The sequence below is a fragment of the Nocardiopsis sp. NPDC055551 genome (genome assembly GCF_053619415.1).
The window spans coordinates 118,094-132,395 of the sequence record NZ_JBSHJJ010000006.1 but is presented as its reverse complement, the minus strand read 5'-3'; the positions used below and the strand labels follow the sequence as shown (position 1 = coordinate 132,395).

General features: G+C 69.4%; 12 protein-coding genes. 9 read left to right on the top strand and 3 right to left on the bottom strand.

Annotation, left to right across the window (positions count from 1 at the left end; genetic code table 11):
- Positions 1-220 precede the first annotated feature (220 nt).
- From aceB to ACWGSK_RS12700, 4 genes are all read left to right on the top strand, one after another.
- Positions 221-1,825: a malate synthase A gene (aceB, locus tag ACWGSK_RS12715; protein WP_358512086.1), complete on the top strand. Its 1,605-nt coding sequence runs from the start codon at positions 221-223 to the stop codon at positions 1,823-1,825.
- A gap of 123 nt (positions 1,826-1,948) precedes the next feature.
- Positions 1,949-3,439: an FAD-linked oxidase C-terminal domain-containing protein gene (locus ACWGSK_RS12710; protein WP_452455872.1), complete on the top strand. Its 1,491-nt coding sequence runs from the start codon at positions 1,949-1,951 to the stop codon at positions 3,437-3,439.
- 31 nt (positions 3,440-3,470) lie between these two features.
- The gene (locus tag ACWGSK_RS12705) at positions 3,471-4,661 is read left to right on the top strand and encodes an FAD-binding oxidoreductase (protein WP_452455871.1); all 1,191 of its coding nucleotides are present in this window, start codon (positions 3,471-3,473) and stop codon (positions 4,659-4,661) included.
- Between the two features lie 32 nt (positions 4,662-4,693).
- Complete coding sequence (locus tag ACWGSK_RS12700) at positions 4,694-6,049, top strand: (Fe-S)-binding protein (RefSeq protein WP_452455870.1); 1,356 nt, start codon at positions 4,694-4,696, stop codon at positions 6,047-6,049.
- On the opposite strand, the gene dapF is transcribed toward ACWGSK_RS12700, so the two are convergent.
- Positions 6,015-6,830 carry a diaminopimelate epimerase gene (dapF, locus tag ACWGSK_RS12695; protein WP_358512096.1) on the bottom strand — a complete coding sequence of 272 codons (816 nt, stop codon included), beginning with the start codon at positions 6,828-6,830 and terminating at the stop codon, positions 6,015-6,017. The genes ACWGSK_RS12700 and dapF overlap by 35 nt on opposite strands.
- Before the next feature lie 92 nt (positions 6,831-6,922).
- Here dapF and miaA point away from each other — a divergent pair, with 92 nt between their 5' ends.
- On the top strand, positions 6,923-7,930 hold the full coding sequence (miaA, locus tag ACWGSK_RS12690) for a tRNA (adenosine(37)-N6)-dimethylallyltransferase MiaA (protein WP_358512099.1): 1,008 nt from the start codon (positions 6,923-6,925) through the stop codon (positions 7,928-7,930).
- Here the strand turns inward: miaA and ACWGSK_RS12685 are convergent, their stop codons facing one another.
- Positions 7,931-8,617 carry a class III extradiol dioxygenase subunit B-like domain-containing protein gene (locus ACWGSK_RS12685; RefSeq protein WP_358512102.1) on the bottom strand — a complete coding sequence of 229 codons (687 nt, stop codon included), beginning with the start codon at positions 8,615-8,617 and terminating at the stop codon, positions 7,931-7,933.
- Between the two features lie 134 nt (positions 8,618-8,751).
- Here ACWGSK_RS12685 and ACWGSK_RS12680 point away from each other — a divergent pair, with 134 nt between their 5' ends.
- Together ACWGSK_RS12680 and ACWGSK_RS12675 are read left to right on the top strand one after the other, a co-directional pair.
- On the top strand, positions 8,752-9,495 hold the full coding sequence (locus ACWGSK_RS12680; RefSeq protein ID WP_358512105.1) for a TetR/AcrR family transcriptional regulator: 744 nt from the start codon (positions 8,752-8,754) through the stop codon (positions 9,493-9,495).
- A 19-nt stretch (positions 9,496-9,514) separates the two neighbouring features.
- Complete coding sequence (locus tag ACWGSK_RS12675) at positions 9,515-10,762, top strand: cytochrome P450 family protein (protein WP_358512108.1); 1,248 nt, start codon at positions 9,515-9,517, stop codon at positions 10,760-10,762.
- A gap of 18 nt (positions 10,763-10,780) precedes the next feature.
- On the opposite strand, the gene miaB is transcribed toward ACWGSK_RS12675, so the two are convergent.
- Positions 10,781-12,247: a tRNA (N6-isopentenyl adenosine(37)-C2)-methylthiotransferase MiaB gene (miaB, locus tag ACWGSK_RS12670; RefSeq protein ID WP_452455961.1), complete on the bottom strand. Its 1,467-nt coding sequence runs from the start codon at positions 12,245-12,247 to the stop codon at positions 10,781-10,783.
- A gap of 358 nt (positions 12,248-12,605) precedes the next feature.
- On the opposite strand from miaB, the gene ACWGSK_RS12665 reads away from it, so the two are divergent.
- Both ACWGSK_RS12665 and ACWGSK_RS12660 read left to right on the top strand, forming a co-directional pair.
- Positions 12,606-13,349 carry an amino acid ABC transporter ATP-binding protein gene (locus ACWGSK_RS12665; protein ID WP_157091065.1) on the top strand — a complete coding sequence of 248 codons (744 nt, stop codon included), beginning with the start codon at positions 12,606-12,608 and terminating at the stop codon, positions 13,347-13,349.
- Positions 13,350-13,405: 56 nt separating this feature from the next.
- Positions 13,406-14,248 (top strand): glutamate ABC transporter substrate-binding protein, encoded by an 843-nt coding sequence (locus ACWGSK_RS12660; RefSeq protein ID WP_358512132.1) that lies wholly within the window; start codon positions 13,406-13,408, stop codon positions 14,246-14,248.
- The last annotated feature ends 54 nt before the right edge of the window (positions 14,249-14,302 follow it).

The following is a 14,302-nucleotide window of genomic DNA, read 5'->3' as shown; positions in this document are numbered from 1 at the left end:
CCGGTGTGACACAAGCCACCAGGACACGGTCGCCGTGTAACCTTCGAAAGTGCGGCGAGACCAAAGAAACCACGTATTTGCGGAAGAAGATTCACGAAGCTTCCCTTAGCGGAAACTTCACCCGCCATCGACACCGCGAGTGACGTTGACCGCTTGACATCGAGATAGTAGTTTCACTTCCACATACCAGAAGCTTATTTCGTATTGCGGAAGGTTTTCCATGGGCGCCACGCACGGGGTCGAGATCACGGGACCCCTCAACGACCGGTTCGACGAGATCCTCACCGACGACGCCCTCGCGCTCGTCGCCGAGCTGCACCGCACCTTCGAGTCCCGCCGCCAGGACCTCCTTGCCGCGCGCAGGACCGTCGAGGCGCGGGTCGCGGCCGGGGAGGACCTCGACTTCCTCCCCGAGACCAAGCACATCCGTGAGGACGATTCCTGGAAGGTCGCGCCCGCCGCCCCCGGCATCACCGACCGCCGCGTGGAGATCACCGGACCGACCGACCGTAAGATGACCATCAACGCGCTCAACTCCGGCGCGAAGGTGTGGCTGGCCGACCTTGAGGACGCCAACACCCCGCTGTGGGAGAACATGATCCAGGGGCAGCTCAACCTGCGCGACGCCCTGGACCGGCAGATCGACTTCACCTCCCCCCAGGGCAAGACCTACGCCCTGAAGGAGGACTCCGAGCTGGCCACCATCGTCGTGCGCCCCCGAGGCTGGCACCTGGACGAGAAGCACATCCTCGTCGACGGTCAGCGCACGAGCGGCGGCATCGTCGACTTCGCGCTGTACTTCTTCCACAGCGCACAGCGTCAGATCGACAAGGGCAAGGGCCCGTACTTCTACCTTCCGAAGATGCAGAGCCACCTGGAGGCCCGCCTGTGGAACGACGTCTTCGTCCTGGCCCAGGAGCGGCTGGGCATCCCGCGCGGCACCATCCGCGCCACCTGCCTGATCGAGACCATCCCGGCCGCGTTCGAGATGGAGGAGATCCTCTACGAGCTGCGTGAGCACTCCGCGGGTCTCAACGCCGGCCGCTGGGACTACCTGTTCAGCATCATCAAGACCCACCGCACCCGCGGCCGCGGGTTCCTGCTGCCCGAGCGCAACGCCGTCACCATGACCGCCCCGATGATGCGCGCCTACACCGAACTGCTGGTCAAGACCTGCCACAAGCGCGGCGCCCACGCCATCGGCGGCATGGCCGCGTTCATCCCGTCCCGCAAGGACGAGGAGGTCAACAGGAACGCCTTCGCCAAGGTCCGCGACGACAAGTCCCGCGAGTCCGGTGACGGCTTCGACGGCTCCTGGGTCGCCCACCCCGACCTGGTCCCGATCTGCCGCGAGATCTTCGACGGCGTCCTGGGCGAGCGGCCCAACCAGATCGACAAGCAGCGCCCCGACGTCGAGGTGACCGCGGCCGACCTGCTCGCCGTCGACCAGACCCCCGGCGGCGTCACCAAGGCCGGTCTGCGCGCCAACATCAACGTCGCCCTGCAGTACCTGGCCGCCTGGATGGGCGGCAACGGCGCGGTGGCCATCCACAACCTCATGGAGGACGCCGCCACCGCCGAGATCTCCCGTTCGCAGATCTGGCAGTGGCTGCACAACGACGTCACCCTCGACGACGGGCCCAAGGTCACCGCCGAGCTCGTCAAGCAGATCATCGAGGAGGAGCTCGTCACCATCGAGGACGCCCTCGGCGCCGGCTACGACGAGGGCCTGTTCGAGCAGGCCAAGGAGCTGTTCACCGAGGTCGCCCTGGACGACGAGTACGTCGACTTCCTGACCCTGCCCGCCTACGAGCGCATGCCGTAACGGTCAGTCATATTTCATAAAACGGAAGATTGTTTCCACCGCACCCCTTGTCTCGGCAAGGGGTGCGGTCGTACGGTCCCTCTGCGAGGTCGAGTCCTTCCGACCGCACCAGGGGAGACGCCCATGGCCACGTCCGTACGCCCGACGAGCATCCCGGCGGCGCTGACCGCCCTGGTCCCCCGACTACGCGAGATCTGCGGTGAGGACGGTGTCCTCACCGATCTCTCCCGACGTCGCGTCTACGAGAGCGACGGCCTCACCTACCACCGAGCCACCCCGGGCGTGGTCGCCCTGCCGACCACCACGGCGCAGGTCGCAGCCGTCATCTCCCTGTGCGCCGAACACGGCGTCCCCTACGTTCCCCGCGGCGCCGGCACCGGCCTGTCCGCGGGAGCGCTCCCCCACGCCGAGGGAGTCCTCCTCGTCACCTCGCGCATGCGTCGCGTCGTCGAGATCGACCTGGAGAACGAGTGCGCCGTGGTCGAACCCGGCGTGGCCAACCTCGACATCACCCGTGCCGCCGCCCCGTACGGCTACTACTACGCGCCCGACCCCTCCAGCCAGCAGGTCTGTTCGGTCGGCGGCAACGTCGCGGAGAACTCCGGCGGGGCGCACTGTCTCAAATACGGGTTCACCTCCGGGCACGTGCGCGGCCTGGAGATCGTCACCCCGTCCGGCGAGGTCGTGGAACTGGGCGGCAAGGCGACCGGCGCGCACGGATACGACCTCATCGGCGCGTTCATCGGCTCCGAGGGCACCCTGGGCGTCGCCACCCGCGTCACCGTCTCCCTGACCCGCTCGCCACAGAAGACCGTCACCCTGCTGTCCGCGTTCACGTCCATGGACGCGGGGGGTGAGGCCGTGGGCGCGATCATCGCCGCCGGGGTGCTTCCGTCCGCGATCGAGATGATGGACGCGTTGGCCATCGAGGCGGCCGAGGCGGCGGTGGCCTGCGACTACCCGGCGGGTGCCGCCGCGGTGCTGGTGGTGGAGTTGGACGGGCCGGCCTCGGAGGTCGACGCCCAGGTGGAGAGGGTGACCGAACTCTGTTCCGCCAGCGGTTCCTTCGAGACCCGCACCGCCAGTGGCGCGGAGGAAAGGGCCCTGATCTGGAAGGGCCGCAAGTCCGCCTTCGCCGCGGTGGGCCGGATCAGTCCGGCCTACATCGTGCAGGACGGGGTGGTGCCGCGCACGGCCCTGGGCGAGGTGCTGGGCCGCATCGCCGCGTTGTCCGCCCGGACGGGCATCCGGGTGGCCAACGTCTTCCACGCGGGTGACGGCAACCTGCATCCACTGGTGCTGTTCGACGACGCCGAACCCGGCGCGGGAGAGCGCGCCGAGGAGGTGTCCGGGGCCATCCTCGACCTGTGCGTGGAGCACGGGGGCTCCATCACCGGTGAGCACGGGGTGGGTGTGGACAAGGCGTGCAAGATGCCGCGCATGTACTCCGACGACGACCTGGCCACCTTCGACCTGTTCCGGCGGGCGTTCGACCCCGACGGGATCGCCAACCCGGACAAGCTTTTGCCCACCCCGCGTCTGTGCGGGGAACGGCCCGGGGTGCGCACCGGGGCGCACCCCTTGGTGGAGTCCGGGCGGGCCGAGCAGTTCTGACCCCGGACGGCGAGAGGTGGGAAGGGCGAGCGTGAAGGACTTGGACGTCGAAGGCGTCACCCTGCGGGCGGGGATCGGGGCGGACGCGGTATGCGGGGTCGCACCCGACCGTGTGGCCCGTCCCGAGGACACCGAGGCGCTCGGACGGCTGCTGGCCGCCGCCCGTGACGCCGGGGCGACGGTGACCCCGCGCGGGGGCGGCACCGCCCTGGACTGGGGTTCGCCGCCCCGATCCCTCGACCTGATGGTGGACACCTCGGCGCTGTCCTGGATCGACCACAACGCCGGCGACCTGGTCGTCGAGGTGGGCGCGGGTACGCCACTGGCCGAGCTTCGGCGGACGCTGGCCGAGGCCGGGCAACGCCTGTCCTACGACCCGGTGCGCGTGGGCGGGACCGTGGGCGGTGCGTTGGCGACCGGGGTGAACGGACCCCGTCGGTTGCTCGCCGGAACGCTGCGGGACCTGGTGATCGGGATGACCGTGGTGCGCGCCGACGGGGTGGTGGCGCGCAGCGGTGGTCGCGTGGTCAAGAACGTGGCCGGGTACGACCTGGCCAAGCTGCACACCGGCGGCTACGGAACACTCGGGGTGATCGCCTCGGCGGCGTTCCGGCTGCACCCGTTGCCACCGGCAGTTCGGGTGGTGGGCGTGCCGCTGCGGTCTCGGGAGGGGACCGAGCGGGTCCTGTCGGCGCTGCGGGCCACCACGGTGGTACCCGCGGCGGTGGAACTCGACCACGGTCGGTTGTGCGTGGTCCTGGAAGGAACCACCGAGGGTCTGGTCCCCCGGGTCGAGGAGACCGTTCGGGCGTTGGGCGGGGACGACGTGGAGATCGCCGAGGCGCTTCCCGAGGGGTGGGGCGTCCTGCCCACCGAGGGCACCCTGGTGCGGGTCCTGGTACCTCCGGCCGACGTCCCGGCCCTGGTCGAGGATCTGGACGCCCTGGCCGGCGACGTCCGATGGTACGGGTCGATCCCGGCGGGGACCCTGTACCTGTCGTTCGCTCCCGGTACCCCCGCCGACGTCGTGGAGAAGATGTCGGCGGCGGTCCGCCGCGCCCCCGATCGGTCCGCGGTCCTGCTGCGCGCCGAACCACACCTGCGCGAGGCCGGGGTCGATCCCTGGGGCGAGGTTGCGGGCCTGTCGCTGATGCGGGCGGTCAAGGACTCCTTCGATCCCGACCACCGACTCTCGCCCGGCCGCTTCGCCGGCGGGATCTGAACCGTTCACCGAGCGCCTCCTGGGAGGATCCCGTGACCGAACGACCGACCGAACCGGCAGCCGGACCGGAACGACTCTTCGGCGATCTGCTGAACGACTGCGTGCACTGCGGTTTCTGCCTGCCGACCTGCCCCACCGACGTGCTGTGGGGCCAGGAGATGGACTCCCCGCGCGGGCGCATCCACCTGATGTCGCAGATGCACGAGGAGGACGTGCTCACCGAGACCGCCGTCGGGCACTTCGACAACTGTCTGGGCTGTCTGGCGTGTGTGTCCTCGTGCCCGTCCGGGGTGGCCTACGACGCGCTCATCGAGCACACCCGGTACCGGGTCGAGGAGGAGTACGAACGCCCTCGGGGACAGCGCGCGCTGCGCGGGGCGGTGTTCTCGCTCTTCCCGTACCGCAACCGCCTCCGGGCCATGCGCGGCCCGCTGCGCGCCTACCAGGCGAGCGGGGTCTCGTCGCTGATCCGCAGATCCGGGATCCTGGACCGGATCTCGCCGACCCTGGCCACCATGGAGCGCATCGCCCCGCCGCTGTCGGCTCCCCCGCCCCCGCTGCCCGAGCTGGTACCCGCCGTGGGTGAACGACGCGCCCGGGTGGGCATGCTCGTGGGCTGTGTGCAGGGCGCGTTCTTCCCCGAGGTCAACACCGCGACCGCCCGGGTACTGGCCTTGGAAGGCTGTGAGGTGGTGATCCCGCGCGCCCAGGGCTGCTGCGGAGCGCTGTCGGGTCACTCGGGCAGGCTGGCCGAGTCGGCCGGCTTCGCCAAGCGGCTGGTCGAGGTCTTCGAGGCGCGCCAGGTGGAGCGGATCGTGGTGAACTCGGCCGGCTGCGGCTCCAGCATGAAGCACTTCGACCGGACCCTGGAGGAGGCGGGCGCGGGCGCGGCCTGGGTGGAGCGCGCCCGGGCGATCTCGGCGAAGGTGGTGGACCTGACCGAGTACCTGGTCGCCCTGGGACCGCGCGCCGAGCGCCACCCGATCCCGCTCCGGGTGGCCTACCACGACGCCTGTCACCTGTCCCACGGCCAGGGGATCACCGACCAGCCCCGTGAGCTCCTCCGACAGATCCCCGGTCTTGAGGTGGTCGACCTGCCCAACAAGGAGATCTGCTGCGGTTCGGCGGGCGTGTACAACCTGTTCAAGCCCGAGGCCGCGGGCGAGCTGGGCGACCGCAAGGGGCAGGACGTGGCCACCACCGGCGCGGAGGTACTGGTGTCGGGCAACCCCGGGTGTTCACTGCAGATCGCCTCGGCGATGGAACGCGCCGGCACGCCGGTGACGGTGACCCACACCGCGCGACTCCTGGACGCCTCCCTGCGCGGCCTGAGCGCGGAGCGACTGCTCGGGGTCAGACCAGGACGGTCTCGCCCTCGGCGACGATGACCGCTGGGCCCCGGAGGCGGGCACCCGAAGCGTCCAGGTGAACGGTGCACTCGCCGCCCAGGACACGCACCTTCCAGGTGGAGCTTCGGCCCTCGGGGGCGGCCGCGGCGGCGGCCGCGACGATGCCGGTGCCGCAGGAGCGGGTCTCGCCGGAGCCGCGCTCGAACACCCGCATGTCCAGCACCCCGGGAGCGACCTCGTTGTAGACCTCGACGTTGGCGCCCTCGGGGAAGGCCTCGGGGTCCAGTTCCGGGGGCAGGCTCAGGTCGACGTCGGCGACCGGGATGTCGACCTCGCAGGCCAGGTGCGGGTTGCCCACGGAGATCTGGTCGCCGTGGACGACCTGACGGGCGAGCTTGGCCGAGGAGGTGCCCTGCATCTCCACCCGGCCCATGTCTATGGTGACGTCACCGTCGTCCTCGATGACGACCTCCTTGGCGCCGTCACGCGTGCCGACCTCGAACCGGTCGGCGTCCACCAGCCCGGTGTGCAACAGGTAGCGGGCGAAGACGCGCACCCCGTTTCCGCACATCTCGGCGACGCTGCCGTCGGCGTTGCGATAGTCCATGAACCACTCGGCCCGTTCGGCGGTGCGCGCCGCCGGGGCGAGGGCCTCGCCGAGCTCACGCGTGCGGATCACCCGAAGGACGCCGTCGGCGCCGATGCCCGCTCTGCGGTCGCACAGCAGCCGGACGTCCTCCTCCGTGAGTCGAAGCTCCCCGTCGGGGTCGGGGAGGATCACGAAGTCGTTCTCTGTTCCGTGGCCCTTGGCGAATCGCATGCGGCCATCCTAGGGGCGCTCGTGGACATGACCCGACCATCGATCCTCCGTTGATGGTCACGAGCCGTGCCCGGCGTGGTTACGCTGGAGGAATGATCAAGGTGATCGCGGTCGTGGGCCCGACCGCTGTGGGCAAGTCGGACCTGGCCGTCGACCTGGCGGAGCGGTTGGAGGAGAGCACCGGACGCCGGGGCGAGGTGATCAACGCCGACTCCATGCAGCTGTACCAGGGCATGGACATCGGCACCGCGAAACTCTCCGAGGCCGAACGTCGTGGTGTCCCCCACCACCTGTTGGACGTGTGGGAGGTGCACCAACCCGCCGACGTGGCCAGCTACCAGAGCATGGCCCGCGAACTCGTGGAGGACTGCGCCGACCGGGACGTCATCCCCGTGCTGGTGGGCGGTTCCGGACTGTACGTCCGAGCGGTGCTGGACCACATGGAGTTCCCCGGCACCGACCCCGCGGTGCGCGCCCGTCTGGAGGCCGAGTTGGCCGACGTGGGGCCGGGTCTGCTGCACGCCCGTCTGGCCGATTCCGATCCCGAGGCGGCCCGCACCATCCTGCCCGGCAACGGACGACGGATCGTCCGCGCGCTGGAGGTCATCGAGCTCACCGGCAGGCCGTTCACCGCCAACCTGCCCGACCACACGTCCTTCTACCCGTGCCTGCAGTTGGGGTTGACCACCCCGCGCCCCGAACTGGACGAACGCATCGACCTGCGCGTGGAGCGCATGTGGGACCAGGGTCTGTTGGAGGAGGTCCGCCGACTGGACAAGCAGGGGCTGCGCGAGGGCCGCACCGCCGCCAAGGCCCTGGGATACGCCCAGGCGTTGGCGCAGCTGGACGGGGAGATCACCGAATTGGAGGCCAAGGAGAGCACCGCCCAGGCCACCCGTCGGTTCGCCCGCAGGCAGGAGTCCTGGTTCCGCCGGGACCCGCGCGTGCGTTGGCTGCCCTACGACTCCCCCACCCTGACGGAGCGGGCGATGGCCCTGGTCGAGGCGGCCCTGACCGGCCGCGGCGACGAACCGGGCGAGGCCCTGGTGGACGTGGCCACCATGGTCCCCTTCCCGCAGGGCCGAGACCAGGACACCTGATCAGGCCTTGAGCCACAGGGCGACGTGGTAGCCCACGCCGTAGGGGGCCTCGTAGGCCAGGGTCTCCGCGTCGAAGGGCCGCTCCCCCGCCGCGCCCGCCAGGGCCTGCCAGGCGGGGCGGCCCGCGACCATGAGCGCACGGGCGGTGTCGGGGTCCAGCCCGGCCAGATGAGCCGTGTCGGCCTCGGCCAGGGCTTCGGCGACGGCGTCGTCGTAGGGGATCGCGCGTTCGTCCACGTATCCGGGTGAACTCTCGGTGCGGCGTGCGCTGCCGTCCCCCATCACCAACAGGACCACCCGCGCGGCGGAGTCGGCCAGGGCCGCGCCCCGTTCGGCGGCCCGCTCCGGGGTGACGTCGGCGGGTAGTTCCAGGTAGCCGTCCGGGGTGAGGCCACCGCGTTCGGCCAGCCATCGGCCCGTGGTCGCCGCCAGGTCCAACACCCCCGGGGCCGGTCCCACGCGTACGTCCACGCCGTAGGCCCGTAGGTCCCCACCGGTGTCCGCTCCGTACTCCCGTTCGATGGGGCCACGTCCCACCACGTACAGCCGGTCGGCCCCGCGGCGGGCGAGCGCGGTGACGGCACGGTCACAGGCGGCGCGCAGTGGGTCGAGTTCGGCGCGAGCACCCTGGGCGACCTCGGGGAAAAGTACTGGCGGATGGGGACACACGGCGGCGGCGATCAACACATGAGGAGGCTACCGCCGAATCACCGGTACCTCTTGTGCGGGGCGTCGGGTCGATCTATCGTTGACTTCGTGACCGGTTTTGAAATCCGGTCAGGAAGTCAGCGACATCGACCCGAAGACGACGAGGTACCACCGTGACGACGAGAAGCGGCTCCAGGACGGCCAGGGAGGCCGAACGCGCCCGACGCGCGGCACGCATCCTGGACGTGGCCGGGGAAGCCCTCGTCACCTGGGGATACACCAAGATCACGATGGAGGACGTGGCGCGTCGGGCCGACGTCGGCAAAGGCACCGTGTACCTGCACTTCCCCACCAAGGAGACGCTGTTCAGCACGGTGCTGGTGCGCACGCAGATCGAGGTCGGCACCCACCTGATCGAACGTTTCCGGGCGGATCCCGCGGCGGTCCTGCCGAGTTCGATCGCCCGTGAGATCCACCTCGCCCAGGAGCGATGGCCGATCCTCAAGGCGCTGCTCACCAGTGACAACAACACCCTCGGCTCGATGCTCACCGCCGTCGGCGAGGAACGCGGCGACCTGATCAGGCGCCGGGCCCGGGTGATGCTCACCTACACCGAACTGCTGCGAAGGCACGGTCTGCTCCGTGCGGAGCGCACCGCCGAGCAGCAGAACCACATGTTCGTCTCGACCGTTCTGGGGGCGCTGGTCACGCCGTCGCTCCTGGAACTGCAGTCCTATCCGCTTCCGGACTTCGCGACACGGGCGGACATCCTCGCCGACACCGTGCACCGCGCCCTGGAGTCACCCGCGAGCCCTGAGGCGTTGCTCGCGGCCAGAGACGAGATCCTCCCCCTGTTCGACGCCCTGCTGGCCACGGCCCGGGACGTCCTGGCGGAGTATCTCCCACCCGTAGGCTGACCTCCCCTTTGGAGGGGACATGAGCACTCCGACGCTTCCCGACCTGACCTCACCCGAGGCGGCCGCCGAACTGCCCGGCATCCTGGAACGCCTCCGCGAGGCCGGGGGTTCGGCCCCCGCCTCCTTCGGTGGATCACCCGCCCGGCTGTTCGTCGACGACACCGACGCGCGCACCATCCTCAGCGACAGGCGCTTCGTCGTGGACGCCGCGAACATGGAGGGGGAGACCACCTCGCTGTCCCGTCCCGAACTCCTGCGTCACCTGGGGATCGAACCCGACCTGATCGTCTACGCCACCCAAGGTGTGCTGGACAAGGACGGAATCGACCACGTGCGTCTGCGCAAGCTGGTCTCGCGCACCTTCACCGTGCGCCGGGTCCAGGCGATGCGCCCCGGTGTCCAGGCCATCACCGACGAGCTCCTGACCGAACTGCCCGACCACGTCGAGGACGGCTCGGTCGACCTGCTCCAGCACTTCGCCTACCCGTTGCCCATCAGGGTCATCTGCGACCTGGTGGGCGTGCCCGAGGAGGAACGCGACATCTGGCAGGTGTGGAGCCACGCCCTGACCTCGTTCGACCTGAGCGATCCCGCGCGGCTCAACTCGACCCTGCGGGAACTGACCGCCGCCTCACGACGACTCATCGCCGCCCACCGGGCACGGGAACACGACGACCTGTTGGGCGACCTGGTCCGGGTGACCGACGACAACGGCGACCGCATGTCCGAGGACGAGCTGATCACCATGATCCTCTCGCTCGTCATCGCCGGGCACGAGACCACCGCCAACCTCATCGGCAACGGCACCCGCGCCCTGCTCGCCCACCCCGACCAGCTGACGCTGCTCAAGGACGACCCGGAACTGCTGCCCGCGGCCGTCCACGAGCTGCTGCGCTGGTGCGGCCCGGTGTTCCAGACCCGGATGCGTTACGCGACCGAGGACGTGGAACTGAACACCGGCGTGGTCCGACGTGGAGAGGCGGCCATCGCGATGATCGCCGGTGCCAACCGCGACCCGAACGTGCACCCTGATCCCGACCGGCTCGACCTCACCCGCCACCAGGGCGTTCCCGGTGAGGCCCACGTGGCGTTCGGGCACGGCATGCACTACTGCCTGGGCGCCGCCCTGGCCCGGTTGGAGGGTCAGGTGGCCTTCGGGTCCTTGTTCGGAGCCTTCCCGGGCCTGTCCCTGGATCCGGACAGGCCCGCCTCCCGACAGCCCAACTTCGCCTTCAACCGCTTGGAGAACCTGTACGTGCGGCCGTAGGTCCGGTCGAGGTCGGGGTCAGACGTCGCAGCAGCCGCCGGCGGGGGCCGGCTGTTCGTCGGGGACCCCGATCTTCGGCATGCCGAGCAGCACCTCGGGCTTGCTCACCTGGACCGGCCTGCCCTGACGGGCGTCCCAGGCGTCGCCGGCGCGGGTCCGACGCAGTTTCCGAATCCCGGAGTCCGCGACCAGGTGGTGCGGGGCCGCGTAGGTGATCTCGACGGTGACCATGTCGCCGGGGCGGGGCTCCTCGCCGTCGCCCAGGCCGAAGTGCACCAGACGGTTGTCGGGGGCGCGGCCGGACAGGCGGCGGTGTTCGCCGTCCTTCTTGCCCTCGCCCTCGGCGACCATGAGCTCGACCTCCCGACCGACCAGCTTCTGGTTCTCCTCCCAGGAGATCTGGTCCTGCAGGGCCACCAGGCGCTGGTAACGCTCCTTGACGACCTCCGGCGGCACCTGCTCGTCCATGGTGGCCGCCGGCGTCCCGGGGCGCTTGGAGTACTGGAAGGTGAACGCCATCGCGAACCGGGACTCCCGGACCACGTGCAGGGTCTCCTCGAAGTCCTCCTCGGTCTCACCGGGGAAGCCCACGATGATGTCGGTGGTCAGGGCGGCCTCCGGCATGGCGGCCCGCACCTTCTCCACGATGCCCAGGAAGCGTTCCTGGCGGTAGGAGCGACGCATGTCCTTGAGGACCTTGCTCGACCCCGACTGCAACGGCATGTGCAGCTGCGGCATGACGTTGTGCGTCTCGGCCATGGCCTCGATGACGTCGTCGGTGAAGTCGCGCGGGTGCGGGGAGGTGAAGCGGATCCGCTCCAGCCCCTCGATCTCGCCACAGGCGCGCAGCAGCTTGGAGAAGGCCTGACGGTCACCGAACTCGCTGCCGTAGGCGTTGACGTTCTGCCCGAGCAGGGTCACCTCGGTGACGCCCTCCTCGACCAGCGCGCGCACCTCGGCCAGCACGTCACCGGGACGGCGGTCCTTCTCCTTGCCGCGCAGCGCGGGCACGATGCAGAAGGTGCAGGTGTTGTTGCAGCCCACCGAAATGGAAACCCAGGCCGCGTACGCGGACTCGCGACGGCTGGGCAGCGTGGACGGGAAGTGCTCCAACGACTCGGCGATCTCGACCTGCGCCTCCCGCTGGACGCGCGAACGCTCCAGCAGGGTCGGCAGGGAACCGATGTTGTGCGTTCCGAACACCACGTCCACCCACGGGGCGCGGCGCACGATCTCGCCGCGGTCCTTCTGGGCGAGGCAACCGCCCACGGCGATCTGCATCCCGGGGTTGGCGTCCTTGACCGGACGCAGGTGCCCGAGGTTGCCGTAGAGGCGGTTGTCCGCGTTCTCTCGGACCGCACAGGTATTGAAGACGACGATGTCTGCGGTGGTGTCCTCGGCTGCGCGCGCGTACCCAGCGTCCTCCAGCAGACCGGAGAGGCGCTCGGAGTCGTGGACGTTCATCTGGCAGCCGTAGGTCCGCACTTGGTAGGTACGACTCTGGCTCACCGGTCCAGGCTATCCGCTCTTGGACGGGCCGCCGTCCCGGAGACCGGAAGCGAGGGCGGACACGGTGGGTGGCCGGTATCGGCCGGCCGATGGGGACTTCGATCCTGACCTGGGTATCTCCCGAAGGCCTCCGCACGGAGGGAGCCCGACGAGATCACGGGGAGTCACGAATGAGACGCTACAGAACGGAACCGCCACTCGTTGCGACGAGGGCGGATCCATGCATGCCATCACATAACGGTTTCGCGAATCACGCCGTAACAAGTCTGCTACTGGCGAAGCCAGGTGGCGTTTTCGTGATGACACGGCAACTCGGACCCATTAGGTTCCGATCATGACTTCAACTCCTCTCGTCGTGCTGGAGAACGTCAACAAGCACTTCGGCGACCTGCACGTGCTCCGCGACATCGATCTGACGGTGAACTCCGGCGAGGTGGTAGTCGTCATCGGTCCGTCCGGATCCGGCAAGTCGACGCTGTGCCGCACGATCAACCGGCTCGAGACGGTCGACTCCGGCACCATCTCCCTCGACGGACAACCGCTGCCCGCCGAAGGCCGCGGTCTGGCCAAGCTGCGCAGCGACGTCGGCATGGTCTTCCAGTCCTTCAACCTGTTCGCCCACAAGACCGTTCTGCAGAACGTGACGCTGGGCCCGATGAAGGTGCTCAAGCAGTCCAAGTCGGACGCCGAGGCGCGCGGCATGGAACTGCTCGACCGGGTGCAGATCGGCGACCAGGCGAACAAGTACCCAGCCCAACTCTCCGGCGGCCAGCAGCAGCGCGTGGCCATCGCCCGAGCCTTGGCGATGAACCCCAAGGTGATCCTCTTCGACGAGCCGACCTCGGCCCTGGACCCCGAAATGGTCCAAGAGGTCCTCGACGTCATGACCGACCTGGCGAACGAGGGCATGACCATGGTCGTGGTCACCCACGAGATGGGGTTCGCCCGTCGCGCGGCCAACCGGGTCGTGTTCATGGCCGACGGACAGATCGTCGAGGAGAACACCCCCGACGAGTTCTTCACGTCCCCCCGGTCGGACCGGGCCAAGGACTTCCTGTCCAAGATCCTGACCCACTAGTCCGCCCCCGGACGATGACCCAGCAGCTTCGCACGCTCAAGGAAGAGGTACCCCACATGCGAGCCCGTCGCATCAACACCGTTCTGGGCGGCGCCGCCGTCCTCGCTCTGGCCCTCACCGCCTGTGGTACCGCCGAGGTCGGCGACTCCGGCGGCGACGGAGGCGAGGGCGGTGGCGACACCATCACCATCGGTGTCAAGTACGACCAGCCCGGACTCGGCCTCGACGAGGGCGGTTCCCCCGTCGGCTTCGACGTCGACGTCGCCACCTTCATCGCCGAGGAACTCGGCTACTCCGCCGACCAGATCGAGTGGACCGAGGCAGCCTCGGCCAACCGCGAGTCCTTCCTCCAGCAGGGCACCGTGGACATGATCATCGCGACCTACTCCATCACCGACGAGCGTCGCCAGGTCGTCGACTTCGGCGGCCCCTACTACGTCGCCCAGCAGGACATCCTGACCCAGGCCGACAACTCCGACATCACCGGGCCCGAGGACCTCGACGGCCGCGTGCTGTGCTCCGCCTCCGGTTCCCGTTCGGCGCACAACATCACCGACGAGATGGAGATCGACGCCGAGCTGCGCGAGGCCGGCAACTACTCCGAGTGCCTGGAACTGCTCGGTAACGGCACCGTCGACGCCGTGACCACCGACAACACCATCCTCGCTGGCTTCGCGGCCCAGAACCCGGACGAGTTCCGGATGGTCAACAACCCGTTCGGCGAGGAGAAGTACGGCGTCGGCCTGCCCGCCGGTTCCACGGAGCGTTGCGAGGAGGTCAACGCGGCCATCACCAAGATGTGGGACGAGGGCGCGGCCACCGAGTACCTGGAGAACGCCTTCGGCGCGACCGACTTCGCCTACGAGGAGGAAGTCCCCGAGCTCGAAACCTGCGCCTAAAACCGTCATTTGACCTCGTTCGGAAGGTGGGGCCGACAACCGGCCCCACCTTCC

Excerpts from the sequence above, each read along its gene's own strand:
- aceB (WP_358512086.1), top strand. The coding sequence starts at position 221 with ATGGGCGCCACGCACGGGGTCGAGATCACGGGACCCCTCAACGACCGG.
- ACWGSK_RS12675 (WP_358512108.1), top strand. The coding sequence starts at position 9,515 with ATGAGCACTCCGACGCTTCCCGACCTGACCTCACCCGAGGCGGCCGCC.
- ACWGSK_RS12665 (WP_157091065.1), top strand. The coding sequence starts at position 12,606 with ATGACTTCAACTCCTCTCGTCGTGCTGGAGAACGTCAACAAGCACTTC.
- ACWGSK_RS12710 (WP_452455872.1), top strand. The coding sequence starts at position 1,949 with ATGGCCACGTCCGTACGCCCGACGAGCATCCCGGCGGCGCTGACCGCC.
- miaA (WP_358512099.1), top strand. The coding sequence starts at position 6,923 with ATGATCAAGGTGATCGCGGTCGTGGGCCCGACCGCTGTGGGCAAGTCG.
- ACWGSK_RS12660 (WP_358512132.1), top strand. The coding sequence starts at position 13,406 with ATGCGAGCCCGTCGCATCAACACCGTTCTGGGCGGCGCCGCCGTCCTC.
- dapF (WP_358512096.1), bottom strand. The coding sequence starts at position 6,830 with ATGCGATTCGCCAAGGGCCACGGAACAGAGAACGACTTCGTGATCCTC.